Annotated in this window: 19 protein-coding genes; 6 read left to right on the plus strand and 13 right to left on the minus strand. The window is 69.2% G+C overall.

Annotated elements, in window-relative coordinates; all coding sequences use genetic code 11:
• Positions 1-101: 101 nt before the first annotated feature.
• Positions 102-947, minus strand: coding sequence for an S-formylglutathione hydrolase (gene fghA / locus ACVCMI_RS12435; protein WP_447098625.1), 846 nt, complete (start codon positions 945-947; stop codon positions 102-104).
• 158 nt (positions 948-1,105) lie between these two features.
• On the opposite strand from fghA, the gene ACVCMI_RS12440 reads away from it, so the two are divergent.
• The gene (locus ACVCMI_RS12440) at positions 1,106-2,971 is read left to right on the plus strand and encodes a DEAD/DEAH box helicase (RefSeq protein WP_447098624.1); all 1,866 of its coding nucleotides are present in this window, start codon (positions 1,106-1,108) and stop codon (positions 2,969-2,971) included.
• Positions 2,972-2,997: 26 nt separating this feature from the next.
• On the opposite strand, the gene ACVCMI_RS12445 is transcribed toward ACVCMI_RS12440, so the two are convergent.
• Positions 2,998-3,384, minus strand: a complete 387-nt coding sequence (locus tag ACVCMI_RS12445; RefSeq protein ID WP_395119243.1) for a YkgJ family cysteine cluster protein — start codon at positions 3,382-3,384, stop codon at positions 2,998-3,000.
• 110 nt (positions 3,385-3,494) lie between these two features.
• Entirely contained in the window at positions 3,495-4,352 is an 858-nt protein-coding gene (gene ypfJ / locus ACVCMI_RS12450) for a KPN_02809 family neutral zinc metallopeptidase (RefSeq protein ID WP_447098623.1), read from the minus strand.
• A gap of 108 nt (positions 4,353-4,460) precedes the next feature.
• On the opposite strand from ypfJ, the gene ACVCMI_RS12455 reads away from it, so the two are divergent.
• A complete protein-coding gene (locus tag ACVCMI_RS12455) occupies positions 4,461-4,853 on the plus strand; it encodes an MAPEG family protein (protein WP_395119247.1) in 393 nt (130 codons plus the stop codon).
• An 11-nt stretch (positions 4,854-4,864) separates the two neighbouring features.
• On the opposite strand, the gene ACVCMI_RS12460 is transcribed toward ACVCMI_RS12455, so the two are convergent.
• Complete coding sequence (locus ACVCMI_RS12460) at positions 4,865-5,641, minus strand: class I SAM-dependent methyltransferase (RefSeq protein WP_447098622.1); 777 nt, start codon at positions 5,639-5,641, stop codon at positions 4,865-4,867.
• Positions 5,642-5,762: 121 nt separating this feature from the next.
• On the opposite strand from ACVCMI_RS12460, the gene ACVCMI_RS12465 reads away from it, so the two are divergent.
• Positions 5,763-6,608: a CPBP family intramembrane glutamic endopeptidase gene (locus tag ACVCMI_RS12465; RefSeq protein ID WP_447098621.1), complete on the plus strand. Its 846-nt coding sequence runs from the start codon at positions 5,763-5,765 to the stop codon at positions 6,606-6,608.
• A gap of 7 nt (positions 6,609-6,615) precedes the next feature.
• Here the strand turns inward: ACVCMI_RS12465 and ACVCMI_RS12470 are convergent, their stop codons facing one another.
• The 8 genes from ACVCMI_RS12470 to ACVCMI_RS12505 form a co-directional block, all read right to left on the minus strand.
• Entirely contained in the window at positions 6,616-7,182 is a 567-nt protein-coding gene (locus ACVCMI_RS12470; RefSeq protein WP_395119251.1) for a Maf family protein, read from the minus strand.
• A gap of 39 nt (positions 7,183-7,221) precedes the next feature.
• Positions 7,222-7,671: an N-acetyltransferase family protein gene (locus ACVCMI_RS12475; RefSeq protein WP_447098620.1), complete on the minus strand. Its 450-nt coding sequence runs from the start codon at positions 7,669-7,671 to the stop codon at positions 7,222-7,224.
• Positions 7,672-7,894: 223 nt separating this feature from the next.
• Positions 7,895-8,365, minus strand: coding sequence for a 23S rRNA (pseudouridine(1915)-N(3))-methyltransferase RlmH (gene rlmH, locus ACVCMI_RS12480; protein ID WP_447098619.1), 471 nt, complete (start codon positions 8,363-8,365; stop codon positions 7,895-7,897).
• 109 nt (positions 8,366-8,474) lie between these two features.
• Positions 8,475-8,861: a ribosome silencing factor gene (gene rsfS / locus ACVCMI_RS12485; RefSeq protein ID WP_395119254.1), complete on the minus strand. Its 387-nt coding sequence runs from the start codon at positions 8,859-8,861 to the stop codon at positions 8,475-8,477.
• 102 nt (positions 8,862-8,963) lie between these two features.
• Positions 8,964-10,031 (minus strand): NAD(P)H-dependent flavin oxidoreductase, encoded by a 1,068-nt coding sequence (locus ACVCMI_RS12490; RefSeq protein WP_447098618.1) that lies wholly within the window; start codon positions 10,029-10,031, stop codon positions 8,964-8,966.
• A gap of 63 nt (positions 10,032-10,094) precedes the next feature.
• Positions 10,095-10,283 (minus strand): pentapeptide MXKDX repeat protein, encoded by a 189-nt coding sequence (locus ACVCMI_RS12495; RefSeq protein ID WP_447098617.1) that lies wholly within the window; start codon positions 10,281-10,283, stop codon positions 10,095-10,097.
• Positions 10,284-10,378: 95 nt separating this feature from the next.
• Positions 10,379-11,074: a DUF1345 domain-containing protein gene (locus tag ACVCMI_RS12500; RefSeq protein ID WP_447098616.1), complete on the minus strand. Its 696-nt coding sequence runs from the start codon at positions 11,072-11,074 to the stop codon at positions 10,379-10,381.
• A 20-nt stretch (positions 11,075-11,094) separates the two neighbouring features.
• Positions 11,095-11,370 carry a GNAT family N-acetyltransferase gene (locus ACVCMI_RS12505; protein WP_395119258.1) on the minus strand — a complete coding sequence of 92 codons (276 nt, stop codon included), beginning with the start codon at positions 11,368-11,370 and terminating at the stop codon, positions 11,095-11,097.
• Between the two features lie 141 nt (positions 11,371-11,511).
• Between ACVCMI_RS12505 and ACVCMI_RS12510 the strand changes: the two genes are divergently transcribed.
• Positions 11,512-11,937 carry an OsmC family protein gene (locus tag ACVCMI_RS12510; protein ID WP_447098615.1) on the plus strand — a complete coding sequence of 142 codons (426 nt, stop codon included), beginning with the start codon at positions 11,512-11,514 and terminating at the stop codon, positions 11,935-11,937.
• Position 11,938: 1 nt separating this feature from the next.
• On the opposite strand, the gene ACVCMI_RS12515 is transcribed toward ACVCMI_RS12510, so the two are convergent.
• A complete protein-coding gene (locus tag ACVCMI_RS12515) occupies positions 11,939-13,021 on the minus strand; it encodes a 3-deoxy-7-phosphoheptulonate synthase (RefSeq protein WP_447098614.1) in 1,083 nt (360 codons plus the stop codon).
• 231 nt (positions 13,022-13,252) lie between these two features.
• On the opposite strand from ACVCMI_RS12515, the gene ACVCMI_RS12520 reads away from it, so the two are divergent.
• The gene (locus tag ACVCMI_RS12520) at positions 13,253-14,188 is read left to right on the plus strand and encodes an oxygenase MpaB family protein (protein ID WP_447098613.1); all 936 of its coding nucleotides are present in this window, start codon (positions 13,253-13,255) and stop codon (positions 14,186-14,188) included.
• A 52-nt stretch (positions 14,189-14,240) separates the two neighbouring features.
• Positions 14,241-16,112: a 3'-5' exonuclease gene (locus tag ACVCMI_RS12525; RefSeq protein ID WP_447098612.1), complete on the plus strand. Its 1,872-nt coding sequence runs from the start codon at positions 14,241-14,243 to the stop codon at positions 16,110-16,112.
• Positions 16,113-16,151: the final 39 nt, after the last annotated feature.

Raw genomic sequence — 16,151 nt, forward strand, 5'->3', positions numbered from 1 at the left:
CAAGCCGACACGCGCCGAGTCTCCCGCGGCAGGAGCCCGCTTGCGGGCGATGCTCTTTTCCTCGCGGCTCCGGGGCAACGGTATCGCCCGCGAGGGGGCTCCTACAGCAAGCCCAGCGCCCCGGCGTGGTGCCGCAGGTGGTCGTCGATGAAGCTGGTGATGAACCAGTAGCTGTGGTCGTAGCCGGCGTGCCGGCGCAGCAGCAGGGCCTGTCCGGATTCGGCGCAGGCCTGGTCGAACAGTTCCGGTTTCAGCTGCGCTTCGAGGAAGCCGTCGGCCTCGCCCTGGTCGATCAGGATGGTGCCGGGAAAGGTCTGCCGCCGCACCAGTTCGCAGGCATCGTGCGCGACCCAGGCCGCCGGGTCGTCGCCCAGGTAACGCGGCAGCGCCTTGCGCCCCCACGGCACCTGGCTGGGGGCCACGATCGGGGCGAAGGCCGACACCGAGCGATAGCGTGCAGGATTGTTCAAGGCCAGGGTCAGCGCGCCGTGGCCACCCATCGAATGGCCGCAGATGCCGCTGCGCGCGAGGTCGGCCGGGAAATGGGTGCCGATCAACGCGGGCAGTTCGTCGACGACGTAGCTGGCCATGCGGAAGCGCGTCGACCACGGTGCCTCGGTGGCGTCGAGGTAGAAGCCGGCGCCTTCGCCGAACTCCCAGTCGCCGGTGGCGCCGTCGAAGCCGGTATCCCGCGGGCTGGTATCGGGCATCACCAGGATCAGGCCCAGTTCGGCGGCCAGCCGCTGGGCGCCGGCCTTGATCGTGGCGGTTTCCTCGGTGCAGGTGAGGCCGGCCAGGAAATACAGCACCGGACACTGCTGCCGCGCCGCCTGCGGCGGCTGGTAGACGGCAAAGCGCATGGGGCCGGCACAGGCATGCGATTCATGCCGATAGAAGCCCTGCACGCCCGCATGCAGGCGCTGTTCGGAAATCGTTTCGATGGCCATGGCTTTGTACTGTCCTGGTCGCGCGAACCGCCAGCATACTTGGCCGCCACGATGGCAGCCCGTTCAGGCTTGCCGGCCACGCGCGTCGGCAGAGACTGGTAGAATCCGCCCCTTGCGCGTCTCATTCACGGCGCTGCGTTCCGCTCCGAGGTTTCCCCATGTCATCCCCCACTTCCGACCACGCCCCGGTCCCGTCCGGCTTTGGCGCGCTGGCACTGCACCCCGACGTTCAGCGCGTGCTGGCCGACGTCGGCTACGAGTCGCCCTCGCCGATCCAGGCCGCCACCATTCCGCCGTTGCTGGAAGGCCGCGACGTGCTGGGCCAGGCGCAGACCGGCACCGGCAAGACCGCCGCGTTCGCCTTGCCGATCCTCTCGCGCATCGAGCGCCGCGCCGGCAAGCCGCAGGCGCTGGTGCTGGCGCCCACGCGCGAGCTGGCGATCCAGGTAGCCGAGGCGTTCCAGACCTATGCCGCGCACGTCCCCGGCTTCCAGGTGCTGCCGATCTACGGCGGCCAGAGCTACGGCCCGCAGCTGCATTCGCTCAAGCGCGGCGTGCACGTCGTGGTCGGCACGCCCGGCCGCGTGATCGACCATCTGGACAAGGGCACGCTGGACCTGTCGGAGCTGAAATTCCTGGTGCTCGACGAGGCCGACGAGATGCTGCGCATGGGCTTCATCGACGACGTCGAGAAGGTGCTGCAGGCCACCCCGCCCGTGCGCCAGGTCGCGCTGTTCTCGGCGACCATGCCGGTGCCGATCCGCAAGATCGCGCAGCGGCATCTGAAGGACCCGGTCGAAGTCACCATCAAGTCCTCGACCACGACCGCGGCGAACATCCACCAGCGCTACTGGTTCGTCAGCGGCATGCACAAGCTCGATGCCTTGACCCGCATCCTCGAGGCCGAGCCGTTCGACGCGATGATCATCTTCGCGCGCACCAAGCAGGCCACCGAGGAGCTGGCCGAGAAGCTGCAGGCGCGCGGCCTGGCCGCCGCCGCGATCAACGGCGACATCGCCCAGGCACAGCGCGAGCGGGTGATCCAGCAGCTGAAGGACGGCAAGCTCGACATCCTGGTCGCCACCGACGTGGCCGCGCGCGGGCTGGACGTGGAGCGGATCAGCCACGTGCTGAACTACGACATCCCGTACGACACCGAAAGCTACGTGCACCGCATCGGCCGCACCGGCCGCGCCGGGCGCAGCGGCGAGGCGATCCTGTTCGTCAGCCCGCGCGAGCGCGGCATGCTGCACGCGATCGAGCGCGCCACCCGCCAGCCGATCGAGCAGATGCAGTTGCCGTCGGTCGAGGTGGTCAATGATGTACGCATCGGCAAGTTCAAGCAGCGCATCAGCGACATGCTGGCGCAGGGTGATTTGGGCCAGTTCCAGCAGCTGATCGAGCAGTACGAGCAGGAACACAACGTGCCGGCGGTCGAGATCGCCGCCGCGCTGGCGCGCATCGCCCAGGGCGACCAACCGCTGCTGCTGGCGCCGCCGCCCAAGCGCGAGAAGTACGAGCCGGCCAAGCGCGAACACCAGCCGCGCGAGCGCGACGGTGCCAGCCGCACGGCCCGCGAGCACAAGCCGCGCAGTCACGAGGGCGCGCCACCGCGCGAGTTCGCGGCGCGCCCGCTGCGCGCGCATGCCACCGAACAAGGCAAGCGCACCTATCGCATCGAAGTCGGCCACGAGCACGGCGTCAAGCCGGGCAACATCATCGGCGCGATCGCCAACGAGGCCGGCCTGGACAGCCAGTACATCGGCCGCCTCAGCATCCGCGACCACTACAGCCTGATCGACCTGCCCGACGGCATGCCGAAGGAAATCTTCGAGCACCTGAAGAAGGTGTGGGTGGTGCAGCAGCAGTTGCGCATCCACGAGTGGGACGGCAACGACACCGGCTCAGCGGCACCGCCCGCACACCACGCCCCCAGCCACAAGCCGGGCGGCCACAAACCCGGCGGATTCAGGCCAGGCGGCGCCAAGCCACGCACAGGCAGCAAGCCACCACCGCGCAAATAAGGCGCGCGCCCGGCAGTCGAGGCCGCTCAGGCACTCTGCGGCAACGGCGGCTCGCCGGCATCGAAGGGGTCGAGCCAATCCTCCGGCTGCAGCACCGGCAAACCGTGCGCCAGGCGCGCCTTGTCGCACTGCGGGCTGGCCGCACCAAACTCCCACGAGGGCTGCACCTCGCGGCACACCGATGGCCGCAGCGGATAGATACCGCATTGCGCGGCCTCGCCCACCACGCCCTGCAAGGCGGTGCAACGCGGCTGTGCGGCCTGCGTGCCGCGCATCACGACGCGGTGCGGATCGAGTTTCTCGGTCAGCTCCGGCGGCACCTTGCCGCCCAGGAACGCCTCCGTCTCCGACCAATGGAAGGCCACGCGGAAATACGCGCAGCAGGCACCGCAACGCAAACAGGGATGCAGCATCGAATCGAACCCGGGCGCAGCTCATGGCGCACCCCGCGGCGCGCAGCGGACGATTCTAGAGCGTCCGCAACCCGCCGCACGGCAGACCACGCGATGCGTTCAACACGCGCTCAGGGTTCACCCGCAAACGTGTTGCACTGACTCACGTCGCCGCTGCCGAAGCCGGTCTTGAACCATTTCACCCGCTGCGCCGAGGTGCCGTGGGTGAAGGTGTCCGGCCGCACCCGGCCCTGCGACTGCTGCTGCAAGGCGTCGTCGCCGATGTGGCTGGCGGCGTTCAGGGCCTCCTCGATGTCGCCCGGCTGCAGCCAGTTCAACTCGCGCTGGCTGTGGTTTGCCCACACGCCGGCGTAGCAGTCCGCCTGCAGCTCCTGGCGCACCGACAGGCCGTCGGCGCCATCCATCGGCGCGCCGCGGCGGCGTGCCTCGTCGACCTTGTCGAACACGCCGGTGAGCTTCTGCACGTGATGGCCCACCTCGTGGGCGATCACGTAGGCGCGGGCGAAGTCGCCGGACGAATGCAGCTCGTCCTGCAATTGCTGGAAGAAGGCCAGGTCGAGGTAGACCTTCTGGTCGGCCGGGCAATAGAACGGCCCCACCGCGCTGGTCGCGCCGCCGCAGCCGGTGCTGACGCCGCCGCTGAACAGGTGCAGCTTCGGCTCGACATAGGTCATGCCACTGGCCTGGAAGATCTCCCCCCAGGTCTGCTCGGTCGAATGCAGGATCGCGCTGACGAAGGCCTGTTGCTCCGGATCGACCTGGGCCGGCGTGTCGGACGACGGCGCGTAGGACGCGCTGCCGCCCTGATCGAGCAGGGCCATGGGATTCTTGAAGAAGACCCAGCCCAGGATCGCGAGCACGATCAGGCCGCCGATGCCCATCCGGCCGCCACCGCCGCCGAAGCGCCGACTGCCGCCATTGCCGCCGATCTCGACGTTGCTGCTGCTGCCACCTTTTCGCCAATCCATGATGTCCTCGCCGGGCGCCGTGCGGTGGCGCCATCGTGCGACGATAGCGCCACGCCCGCGATCGCGCCAAGCGGCACGCCACCGATACCCCATCTGCCGAGGACCACCATGACCCAGTTGCCCGCCCTGGTTACCCTGCTCACTATCCTGCTGCTGTTCGGCACCAGCTGGCTGGTGGGCCGCGCCCGCGGCAAATACGCGATCAAGGCACCGGCCACCAGTGGGCACCCGATGTTCGAGCGAGCCTACCGCGTGCAGATGAACACGCTGGAACAGACCGTGATGTTCCTGCCCACGCTGTGGCTGGCGGCGACCTACGGCTTCACCGGCTGGGCCGGCATTGCCGGACTGGTCTGGGTGGCGGGACGGGTGTGGTACGCGGTGGCGTACATGGCCGAGCCGGCGAAACGCGGCCCCGGCTTCGGACTGGCCTCAGTCGGCTGGATCGCCTTGCTGGTGATGGCCGCCATCGGCGTGGTGCGCGCGATGGCGGTAGGCTGACGCGCTTGCCGTCAATCCGGCAACCCCGGCGCCACGGCGCTCAAGGCCCATACGCGATGTGGCACCGCCAGCGGCTCGTGCGGATGACGGCTGGCCAGCATCGCGGCCAGTTCCCCATCGAAATGCTTCACCTTGGCCGCATCCAGTACGGCGCCGATACCGGCGCTGGCACGGATCCGGCCGCGCCAGGCCTCGTGGCTGTAGGGGATGTCCAGGTCGAACGACCAGGTGCGCAAATCGGTGAAACCGGCCTCGGCCACATCCTTCAACCAGGCCGGATACAGGCCGCTGCCGCTGTGCAGGGTCCAGCCGGGATTGCAGGCCAGGATCAGCCGCTCGGTGTCCTGCACGATGTTGCCGTTCAACGGCAGCCAGTCGAAGTGGGCAATCAGCAAGTGTCCGCCCGGGCGCAACCAGCGACGCACCAGGGCCGCGGTGCGTGCGCGCTCGAACCAGTGCCAGCACTGCCCGGCGGTGACCAGGTCGAACGAGGCCGGCGGGAAATCCGCGTTCTCGACCCGCGCCCGCACCTGCTTCACCTGCACGCCGGCAGCCCGGTCGAGCTCGGCCGCCTGCGCCAGCAGCGGCGCCGAATGATCCAGCGCGGTGACCGTGCAGCCGCGCAACGCCAGGCCCCGGGCGACCGTGCCGGTGCCGCTGCCCAGGTCGAGCGCCTGCTGGCCGGCGCGCGCCGTGCCATCCTGGAAGATGCGTTCAAAGAACGCTTCGGGAAAACCCGCCCGATGGCGTACGTAATCGTCGGCCGTCCTGCCAAAGTCGATAGCCATCGCGCGCCCCCTGATGCATCGGTTCCTGCCACGATGTTACGCCATGCGGCCGGTAGCGACCGTGTCGGATGGCCGATTGCGCGGGAGCGCGGCCACGGACTAGCGTGCTGCCAGGAACGCCGTGCCGCTGCGGCGCGGCTCGTCACTCGCCGCAGCTGAGGAAGCCTCGACCATCGACATCCGCCCCGCCACCACCGCTGCGCCGACGGCCCCCGGACCGTGGATGGCACTGGGCTGGATCGTGCTTTATTTCGCCCTGCAGGCAGCCGGCAGCAGCGTGCTGGTGGTCCTGCTGGCCATCGCCACCGGCCACCTGCACGACTGGCACGGCGTGGCCGATTTCACCGTGCGCATCCGCGAAACCCTGCAGCCGCCCGGCATGCAGGCGCTGCTGGTGATGCTGACGCTGGGCCTGGCGGCAGCCACGATCCTGTGGCTGGTGTGGCGTCGCTCGCCGCGGCTGTGGTCGCTGGCGCAGCCGCCGGGTTTCGGCTTCGTGCGCCCGTCGCGGCTGGGCTTTCTCGCGCTGGCGGTGGTCATCGGCCTGCTCGCACCAGTGCTCGGCGGCTGGCTGACGCACTGGCTGGCGCAAGGCCACCCGGTCACCCAGAACATCCAGCAACTGGGCGAGAACACGCCGCTGGGCTGGCGCATTCCGCTGATGCTGATGGTGGCGAGCCTGGGGCCGCTGGTGGAAGAGCTGCTGTTCCGCGGCGTGCTTCTGTCTTCGCTGCAGCCGCGTTGGGGTCGGTTCGGCGCCGCGGTGCTGAGTTCAGCGGTATTTGCGACTGCCCACCTGCCCGGGCTCAACTGGCAGGTGTTCGCGCTGCCCGCCCTGTGGCTGCTGGCGATGGCGCTGGCCTGGCTGCGCCTGCGTTCGGGCTCGATCTGGCCCGGCGTGATGGCACACGCGGCAAACAACGCACTGGCCACGGCGGCGTGGTTCCTGGCGGCTCACGCAGGCTGACCCGCGATCAATCCGCAAACTTGCGCAGCGCCTGTGCGGTCTCGAACAAGGGCAGGCCCATCACGCCGGAATAGCTGCCGGCGAGGTGTTCGACCAGGGCCGCGCCACGGCCCTGGATCGCGTAGCCACCCGCCTTGCCGAATGGCTCGCCGGTGTCGACGTAGGCGGCGATGGCCGCCGCATCCAGCGCCGCAAAGCGCACCTGCGACACGCTGACCGCCGCCAGCTCGCGCCGGTTCGCCACCAGCCACAGCGCCGAGATGACCTCATGCGTGCGTCCGGCCAGCCGGCCCAGCATCGCCGCCGCATCCCGCGCATCGCGCGGCTTGCCGAACACCTCGCCGTCGAGCACCACCTCGGTGTCGGCACCCAGCACCACCGCGTCGGCGGCATCAGCGCCGAGCGATGCCAGCCCCGCACGCGCCTTGTCGTGCGCCACCCGCTGCACGTAGGCCAGCGGCGACTCCGCCGCGTCGCGACACTCCACCACCTCGACATCAATGACGGCGAACTCGACGCCGAGCTGCTGCAGCAACTGCCGCCGACGCGGCGACTGGGAAGCGAGATGAAGCATGGACAGTTCCGGCGTGACGATCCCGGCAGCATAGCCGTCTCACAGCCCCAGGCTGTACTCGCAGAAGCCCGATTCGCGCCGCCAGCCCAGTGATTCGTACAAGGCCTGCGCCGGCGCATTGTCCAGCGCCGTGGACAGCGACAGGCTCGCCGCACCCCGTTCGCGCGCCTGCTCGGCCGCCACCCGCAACAACGCACCCGCCACCCCGCGTCGGCGCGCCGACCGGGCCACGAACAAGTCGTTGAGCAGCCATGTGCGCACCGCGCGCACCGACGAGAACAGCGGGTACAGCTGGGTGAAACCCAACCCCGTGCCGTCATCGTCGCGCGCCAGCAGGATCAGCGATTCGCCGCGCTCGATGCGCTCGGCGAGAAACGCCCGCGCCCGCGGGAGGTCGGGCGACTGGCGGTAAAACTGGCGATAGCCGTCGAACAACGGCACCAGGGTGTCGAGGTCTGCCATCGTGGCGAGCTGGATGCGGGTTGGCATGGCGGGGATTCGGGATTCGGGATTCGGGATTCGGAAAACCATAGCTCGCCCGGGCCCGCAACGCGATGTTGCATGCATCCACCAATCCGTGACGGGTACTTCGCCCAGCCGCAAACTCCGTTCGCCCTGAGCGCAGCCCAGCGGAGTCGAAGGGCTCACCACGCCATGCCCAGGGAGAACGACGAAAGGGTCGGGCGAAACGACCGGGCAGGAGGCCCCACCTTCACCCCCGGTGATACGGATGCCCCGCCGCGATCTTGCACGCGCGATACAGTTGCTCGGCCAGCACCAGCCGCACCAGCATGTGCGGCAGGGTCAGCGGGCCCAGCGACCAGCGCTGGTCGGCGCGCGCCAGGACTTCGGGTGCATGACCGTCGGGACCGCCGATCAGGAAGGCGAGATCGCGCCCACCCATGCGCCATCCCGCCAGCTGTTCGGCCAGGTCCTCGCTCGACCAGGCCTTGCCGCGGCCATCAAGTGCGATCGCGTGGGCGTCGTGCGGCAAGGCGGCGAGTAGCGCGGCGCCCTCGTCCTGGATCGCCCGCGCATCGTCGCGGCCCTTGCCGCGCAGGCCGGGCTTCAGTTCGACCAGCTCCAGCGGCAGTTCGTGCGAGAGCCGCTTGCGGTATTCGGCGAAGCCTTCCGCCACCCACCCGGGCATGCGTTCACCGACCGCGATCAGGCGCGCGCGCATGGTCCGCTCTCATGAAATGACACGCGCGCAGCGCCGCGTTCGCTTCCTCTCCCCTGCGGGGAGAGGATTGAGGTGCGGGGCCACTCCTGCGACGCACCCCACACGAAATTCAGCCGGCTTGCGCGGCGTCGGCTTCGTGCCCGTGGTCACCCACCGTCCACAGCCGCTCCAGGCCGTAGAACTCGCGGATGCGGGGCAGCATCACGTGGACGATCACGTCGCCCAGGTCGACCAGTACCCATTCGCCCTCGGTCTCGCCTTCCACGCCCAGCGGCATCACGCCGGCCTTCTTGGCGAATTTGCCGACTTCGTCGGCAATGGATTTGACGTGGCGGGCGGAGGTGCCGGAGGCGATCACCAGCAGGTCGGCGATGGAGGTCTTGCCGCGGACGTCGATCTCGCGGATGTCCTTGGCTTTCAGTTCTTCGAGCGCGTCGATGACGCACTTGCGCAGGGTGGCCGTGGTGACGGCCGGGGTGCTACGAGCTGTGCTCAAAAGGGTGGGCCTCGATGCAGGATCGCCGCGCAAAATGGCGCGGGCGCAGTATAACCGCCCAGCCGTGACGGCAAGTCAAGCCGGCCGCCCAGGCCGCGGCCATCAATGTGCGAGCGACCTTTTCGCCATCCGGTACTCGTGCATCAGCCGCGCCACCAGTTCGGCGGCCGGTTGCGGGCGCACCATGGCGGCGGCCTGGCCGCACCACTCGGACAGCAGGTCGCCACGCCCGGCCGCCGCCGCGGCGCGACGCAGCGGCGCGGTGAGCGCGTTCAGCACCGGATACGGCAGGCCCTGCGCCGCCTGCGGCATCGCCTCGACGAAACGGTTGCGCAGGCCACGGGCGGCGCGGCCGGAGAAGCTGCGGATGGTGGCGACCTGATGCTCCTCGACCCGTGGCAAGTCCTGCTTCCAGGCCTCCGCCGCCGGACATTCCGGACAGGCGAGGAAGGCGGTGCCGAGCTGGCTGGCCGCCGCGCCGAGCACTTCCGCCGCCAGCATGCCGCGGCCGTCCATGATGCCGCCGGCGGCGATCACCGGGATGTTCACCGCGCGCGCGGCCAGCGGCAGCAGGGCGAACAGGCCGATCATCGCGTCCTCGGGCTCATGCAGGAAGGTGCCGCGGTGACCGCCTGCCTCGGCGCCCTGCAGCGACACGGCGTCGGCACCGACATCGGCCCAGGCACGCGCCTCGGCGACCGTGGTGGCCGTACCGATCACGACGATGTCGCGTCGGCGCAATTCGCGCCGCTGGGCCGGATCGATCACCCCGAACGCGAAACTCGCCACCGCGGGACGCGCCTCGCACAGCGCGGCGAACTGTTCGGAGAAACGTGGCGCCCAGCGCGCCGGCACGCGGGTGCGCACGTCGAGTCCTTCGCGCGCCATCAGCGCGTCGAGCTGTTCGCGCGCCCTGGCCACCGCTGCCATGTCGGCCTCGAACTCGTCCGGCAGCACGAACAGGCCGATCGCATACGGCCGATCGCCCAGCGCCCGGATCTGCGCCGCCTGGTCCAGGATCGCCTGCGGCTCCAGGTAGCCGGCACCGAGCGAACCCAGCGCCCCGGCGTTCGATACCGCGGCCACCAGCGCGGGCGACGTCGACCCGGCCATAGGTGCCTGGATCAACGGATGCTCGATGCCGAGCCGGCTGGCGAACGAGGCGCTCATGCATGATGGCCTGCGGCGGAGATGATCCCAGTATCCACCGCCGCCGCAGGCAACTGAAGCCGGTCAGCCGCCGAAGCCGATCGCCTCCTTCCTCATCGCATTCCCCTTCATGGCGTTCTGCTTCATCGCGTCGTGCTTCATCGATCCGCGCTTCATGGCATCGTGCGACGTCGCGCTGCCGGAGCTGGCAGCCATCGCGTCCCGGGCAAACGCCTTGCTGGCGGCAAGGGCAAAGGCAAGGCGCGCGTTCATCGGTCATTCCCCGGGGAAAAGGCAAGAAGGGATGAAGCGGTCATGCCGCTCCTCGCTCCCTTTGCCGCGAACCGAGGCCGGATTGCCCGGCCCGATCAGCTCCCCTGCCCGGCCACGATATTCACCGTGATCGCGATGATGAACACGTTGAAGAAAAACGCGATCACGCTGTGCAGCAGCACCACGCGGCGCAGGTAGGGGCTGGTGATCTGCACGTCGGAGACCTGGAAGGTCATGCCAATGACGATCGAGAAATAGGCGAAATCCCAGTAGTCGGGTTTCGGCGTGTCGGGAAACTCCAGGCCGGCATGCTTGTCGCCGAAGTTGCCGTAGTAGCCGTGGGCGTAATGCACCGCGAACATCACGCTGAGGAACAGCCAGCTCAGCACCACGCTGAGCACGCCGACGGCCAGCTCCGGCACCCCGCCGCTCCTGGCCGCGTGCAGTTCGTCACCCAGCGCCGCCAGCACCACCGCCGACAGCAGCACGCCGCCCCACAGCACGCCCCAGCGCCCGGTATCCAGCGCCTGCGCCTGGCGCCGCATGTGGCTGGGCGTGGCGTGGTTGAACAGCCTGGCCAGGATGCCGAGGTAGACCACCGCGGCCAGGTCGAAACCGAGCAGCACCGCGCTGGCCAGGCGCAGACCGAATCCCCACGACAGCACCGCGACCGACGCCACGAAAAGGACCAGCGACAGGATCAGCCACGGGCGCCCCGCCACGAAACGCCACGGCCGCCAGCCACGCGACCGGACCGGAGCCGGCTCCGGCTGTGCCGAGGGTTTTTCCATGCATGCCTCCGCGTCAGGAGTTAGCCGAGCAGGTCGTGATATTCGGGATGCCGCTGCACCCACGCGGCAGCATATGAGCATGCCGGCACCACCTGCCAGCCTTCCGCACGCGCAGCCTCCATCGCCGCCTGCACCAGCGCCGAGGCGATGCCGCGACCGCCCACCTCGGGCGGCACGCCAGTGTGGGTGATCGTCATCACGGTGCCGGCCAGGCTGTAGTCGAGCACGCAGTGCGCGCCATCCACCTCGGTGTGGAAGCGGTGCGCCTTGCGATCGTGCTGGATGGACAGTGGCATGGGTGCTCCTGACGGTCGGGCAAACCGCGAGCATACGGCGCGCGAGGGGCAACCGCATGTGAACCGAAATGCCCGCTTCATTCGCGCCGGCTGCATGAAGCTTCGTGCAGCATGGGTGCTTGTCCGCACAGGAGAACCCCGATGAAGAAATCCGCATTCGCCCACTGGTCCGGCGGCATCAAGGACGGCCAGGGCACGATCTCGACCGAGACCGGCGTGCTGCGCGAGGCGCCCTACGGCTTCAAGTCGCGGTTCGAAGATGGCCCCGGCACGAACCCGGAGGAACTCATCGGCGCAGCACATGCCGGCTGCTACTCGATGGCGCTGTCGCTGGGCCTGGGCAACGCCGGGCTCACCGCCACCAGCATCGACACCAAGGCGGTGGTGACGCTGGAGAAGGACGGCGACGGTTTCACGATCACGGCGGTGCACCTCAGCTGCGAGGCGAAGGTGCCCGGCGCCGACGCGGACACGTTCGCCCGGATCGCCGAGGCGACCAAGCTGGGCTGCCCGGTGTCCAAGGTGCTGAAGGCCGAGATCACGCTGGACGCGCGCCTGCTCGGCTGACTCAGGCGGCGGCTTCCGCCGGAAGCGCGGCAACAGTGCGGCGGCGCTGCCGCACTGCCCGCGCCAGCCGCTGCAGCACCTGCACGGAATCCTCCCAGCCGAGGCAGCCGTCGGTGATGCTCTGGCCGTAGCGCAGCGGCTGGCCGGGCTGCAGCTCCTGCCGACCGCCGAGCAGGTGGCTTTCCACCATCACGCCGAAGATGCGCGTTTCGCCGGCGGCGATGCGCACGGCGAGGTCTTCGATCACCCGCGGCTGGTTCTCCGGGTTCTTGCCGCTGTTGGCGTGGCTGGCATCTATCATCACCTGCGGGCGCAGGCCGGCCTTGTCGATCGCGGTGCAGGCGGCATCGACGCTGGCTGCGTCGAAGTTGGGCGCCTTGCCGCCGCGCAGGATCACGTGGCAGTCGCCGTTGCCGCTGGTGCTGGCCACGGCGGCCCGGCCGTCCTTGGTCACCGCCATGAAATGGTGCGGCTGCGACGCGGCCTGCACCGCGTCCACCGCGATCTTCACGTTGCCGTCGGTGCCGTTCTTGAAGCCGACCGGGCAGGACAGCCCCGAAGCCAGCTCGCGGTGCACCTGGCTCTCGGTGGTGCGCGCGCCGATCGCGCCCCACGCCACCAGGTCAGCGATGTATTGCGGCGTGATCATGTCGAGGAACTCGGTGCCGGCCGGCACACCCAGCGTGTTGATGTCGCGCAGCAGGCCGCGGGCAAGGCGCAGCCCCTTGTCGATGCGAAAGCTGCCGTCGAGGTCGGGGTCGTTGATCAGCCCCTTCCAGCCGACGGTGGTGCGCGGCTTCTCGAAATACACCCGCATCACGATCTCCAGCGCGTCGCCCAGTTCGCGGCGCAGCGGCGCCAACCGTGCGGCGTACTCCAGCGCCGCGCGGGGGTCGTGGATCGAGCACGGGCCGATCACCACGGCGAGGCGGTCGTCGCTGCCGCAAAGCATGCCGTGCATGGCGCGGCGCGCGGCATCCACGGTGGCCATCGCGGCGTCGCCGGCGGCGCAGTCGCGCATGATCTCGGCCGGCGTGCCGAGGGGGGTGATGGCGCGGATGCGCAGGTCGTCGGTGGCGTGCATGGCGGCTCTCCTGGGGATATTCAGGTGGCGGCCAAAAAAAAACCGCCATGGATTGGCGGTTCGGTGTGGTTTTTCGATCAGTTCAAAACGATCGCGTCCGCGCCGCCGCCGTTGGCTTCGGGTAGCCGTAAAACCAGAAATACAGGCGGGCGGTGATGGAGGACATGGCGCCATTGATAACACAATGGACGTCCAAATCAAACCTTCGCGTCCAGGCGATAGACTGCAGGCATGCCCTCGCCCATCGACGTGCTGCGCCAACCGATCCGCCACTGGGTGCTGCGCGCCTTCCCGCGCGCCGGCTCCGACGGCCCCGACTACGACCATCCGCACGGCGATCCGGGCCTGTTCGGGCCGCACAGCGCCACCTGGCGCGTGCACTCGGATTTCCCCGGCATGCTGGCCGGCGGCCTCGCCGCGCTGACCCTGCAGACGCTGCACCCGCTGGCGCTGGCCGGGGTCTGGGACCACTCCAATTTCCGCGGCGACCTGGTCGGCCGGCTGCGTCGCACCACGGCCTTCGTCGGCGGTACCACCTATGCGCCGCGTGCGCAGGCCGAGGCGATGATCGCGCACGTGCGGATGATCCACGGCCACGTCACCGGGCACGGCGAGGACGGACGGCCATACAGCGCCGACGATCCCGACCTGCTCACCTGGGTCCACGTCAGCGAGGCGTACTGCTTTTTGCAGGGCTACCGCCGCTACAGTCACATCGCGATGCCGCCCGGTGCTGCCGACCGCTACTACGACGAGGTGCGGCGGATCGCCGAGGCGCTTGGCGCGCGCGACGTGCCGGCGTCCGAACGCGAGACCATGGATTATTTCCGCCGCATCCAGCCCGAACTGGCCTTTACCGAACGCTCCCGCATCGTGCTCGGCCTGCTCGCGCGGGTGCGGCTGCCGGTGCCGGCGGCCGCGCTGTCGCGCGACCTGTTCCTGCGTGCCGGTCATGCCCTGCTGCCGGATTGGGCGCTCGCGGCGCTCGGCCACACGCCTCGGCAACAGCGCCAGGCGCGACTGGCCGCGCGTGCGCTGTGGTCGATCGCGCCGGTGTTCCGCGCCGCCCTGCAGGACGGCATCGCCAGCCGCGCGTGTCGGCGGGTGGACGTGGCGCCGGAGCAGTTGTCGCACTGGACGCAGCTCCACGCCGTCAATCAGCATTGACAGCGCCACCCTATCGGCTAACGTCACCCGGTGACGTCAGCCAGGGGCGCCTGTGGCAACACTCATCCCAACCCGCAACAGCTGCCTGCCGCGCATGACCGGCGGCGAGAAGCGTGTCTCCGAACGGCTGGAACAGAAGCTGGAGGACGACTACCTGCTCTGGTACGACGTGCCGGTCGGGCTCAAGCAGCGCCATCCGGACTTCGTGGTGTTCCACCCGCGCCGCGGCCTGCTGGTGCTGGAAGTGAAGGACTGGAAGGCCGACACCATCCGCCACGCCGACAGCACCCAGTTCACCCTGGTCACCGAGCGCGGCCTGGTAAAGGAGAACAACCCTCTGCTGCAGGCGCGCGCATATGCGCTGGAGATCGGCGTGGTGCTGGAGCGCGACCCCGCGCTGCGCCACCCGCAAGGCTCGCGCCACGCCGGCAAGCTGATCATGCCGTGGGGCTGGGGCGTGGTGCTGGCCAACATCACCCGCAAGCAGTTCGACGAGGGCGGCCTGGGCGAGGTACTGCCCGAGCACCTGGTGATCTGTCGCGACGAGTTGTACGAGACGGTCGACGCCGAGGCGTTCCAGCAGCAGCTGTGGGCGATGTTCCCGCAGGTGTATCCGGTGGCGCTGACCCTGCCGCAGATCGACCGCGTGCGCTGGCACCTGTTCCCCGAATTGCGCGTGGAAGCCGGCAGCGGCCAGTTCGGCCTGTTCGGGCCCACCGATGCCGCGGTGCGGCCGCTGGAAATCCCCGACCTGGTCAAGGTGATGGACGCCCAGCAGGAGCAACTGGCACGCTCGATCGGCGGCGAGCACCGGATCATCCACGGCGTGGCCGGTTCCGGCAAGACGATGATCCTCGGCTTCCGCGCGATGCAGCTGGCACGCGAGATGAGCAAGCCGATCCTGGTGCTCTGCTACAACAAGACGCTGGCCGCGCGGCTGGAACAGTTGATCGGCGAACGCGGCCTGGGCGAGAAGGTGCAGGTCTACAACTTCCACAAGTGGTGCCGCAAGATGCTGGTGGCCTACCACGAACCGCTGCCGCCGGGCAGCGGCAAGGCCTTCATCGAGGCGCTGCCGCCGGCGGTGATCGCCGGCGTGGACCGCGGCCGCATTCCGCGCGCCCAGTACGGCGCGGTGCTGGTCGACGAAGGCCACGACTTCGAGCCGGACTGGTACAAGCTGATCGTGCAGATGATCGACCCGGCCACCAACTCGCTGCTGGTGCTGTACGACGACGCGCAGAACATCTACGGCCATGCCGACCGCCGCAAGATCAGCTGGAAGAGCCTTGGCGTGCAGGCGCAGGGCCGCACCACCATCCTCAAGCTCAACTATCGCAACACGCTGGAAATCCTCTCGGTCGCCCGCGCGTTCGCCCAGGACCTGCTTGCCTCGCGCAGCGACGACGATGACGGCGTACCGCTGATCGCGCCGGAAAGCGCCGGCCGCCGCGGCGCCGTGCCCGAGCTGGTGCGCACCGAGACCGCACGCGCGCAGATGGATGTGCTGATCGCCCGGCTGCGCGACGAACACGCGCATGGCCGTCCGTACTCCGACATGGCGGTGATCTACCGCAACCAGTGGGAAGGCGAAAGGCTGCACGAGGCACTCAGGCAGCTCGGCATCCCCAGCCGCCTCGCCGACAACGCCGGCAAGCAGGCCCTGTTCGTGGTCGAGGACAGCGTGAAGCTGGTGACCATGCACTCCAGCAAAGGCCTGGAGTTTCCCTTCGTCATCATCCCCGGCATCGGCGGCCTGCCCAAGGAAGGCCAGGCCGAAGCCGACGAGGCGCGCCTGCTCTACGTCGCGATGACCCGCGCCACCGAACACCTGCTGCTGATCCACCACGACGACTCGGTGTTCTCCAAGCGCATCCGCGACTCGATCAACGAAGTGCAGGGTCAGCTGAAAGACACGCCGTAAGCCAGCGCCCCTCTTTCGCGTGAACCCGCCCGCGAGCGA

The sequence above is a fragment of the Rhodanobacter sp. UC4448_H15 genome (genome assembly GCF_052978265.1).

Excerpts from the sequence above, each read along its gene's own strand:
- fghA (WP_447098625.1), bottom strand. The coding sequence starts at position 947 with ATGGCCATCGAAACGATTTCCGAACAGCGCCTGCATGCGGGCGTGCAG.
- ACVCMI_RS12455 (WP_395119247.1), top strand. The coding sequence starts at position 4,461 with ATGACCCAGTTGCCCGCCCTGGTTACCCTGCTCACTATCCTGCTGCTG.
- ACVCMI_RS12520 (WP_447098613.1), top strand. The coding sequence starts at position 13,253 with ATGCCCTCGCCCATCGACGTGCTGCGCCAACCGATCCGCCACTGGGTG.
- ACVCMI_RS12460 (WP_447098622.1), bottom strand. The coding sequence starts at position 5,641 with ATGGCTATCGACTTTGGCAGGACGGCCGACGATTACGTACGCCATCGG.
- ACVCMI_RS12475 (WP_447098620.1), bottom strand. The coding sequence starts at position 7,671 with ATGCCAACCCGCATCCAGCTCGCCACGATGGCAGACCTCGACACCCTG.
- ACVCMI_RS12470 (WP_395119251.1), bottom strand. The coding sequence starts at position 7,182 with ATGCTTCATCTCGCTTCCCAGTCGCCGCGTCGGCGGCAGTTGCTGCAG.
- ACVCMI_RS12500 (WP_447098616.1), bottom strand. The coding sequence starts at position 11,074 with ATGGAAAAACCCTCGGCACAGCCGGAGCCGGCTCCGGTCCGGTCGCGT.
- ACVCMI_RS12510 (WP_447098615.1), top strand. The coding sequence starts at position 11,512 with ATGAAGAAATCCGCATTCGCCCACTGGTCCGGCGGCATCAAGGACGGC.
- ACVCMI_RS12515 (WP_447098614.1), bottom strand. The coding sequence starts at position 13,021 with ATGCACGCCACCGACGACCTGCGCATCCGCGCCATCACCCCCCTCGGC.
- ypfJ (WP_447098623.1), bottom strand. The coding sequence starts at position 4,352 with ATGGATTGGCGAAAAGGTGGCAGCAGCAGCAACGTCGAGATCGGCGGC.
- ACVCMI_RS12445 (WP_395119243.1), bottom strand. The coding sequence starts at position 3,384 with ATGCTGCATCCCTGTTTGCGTTGCGGTGCCTGCTGCGCGTATTTCCGC.
- ACVCMI_RS12490 (WP_447098618.1), bottom strand. The coding sequence starts at position 10,031 with ATGAGCGCCTCGTTCGCCAGCCGGCTCGGCATCGAGCATCCGTTGATC.
- ACVCMI_RS12440 (WP_447098624.1), top strand. The coding sequence starts at position 1,106 with ATGTCATCCCCCACTTCCGACCACGCCCCGGTCCCGTCCGGCTTTGGC.
- rlmH (WP_447098619.1), bottom strand. The coding sequence starts at position 8,365 with ATGCGCGCGCGCCTGATCGCGGTCGGTGAACGCATGCCCGGGTGGGTG.
- ACVCMI_RS12505 (WP_395119258.1), bottom strand. The coding sequence starts at position 11,370 with ATGCCACTGTCCATCCAGCACGATCGCAAGGCGCACCGCTTCCACACC.
- ACVCMI_RS12495 (WP_447098617.1), bottom strand. The coding sequence starts at position 10,283 with ATGAACGCGCGCCTTGCCTTTGCCCTTGCCGCCAGCAAGGCGTTTGCC.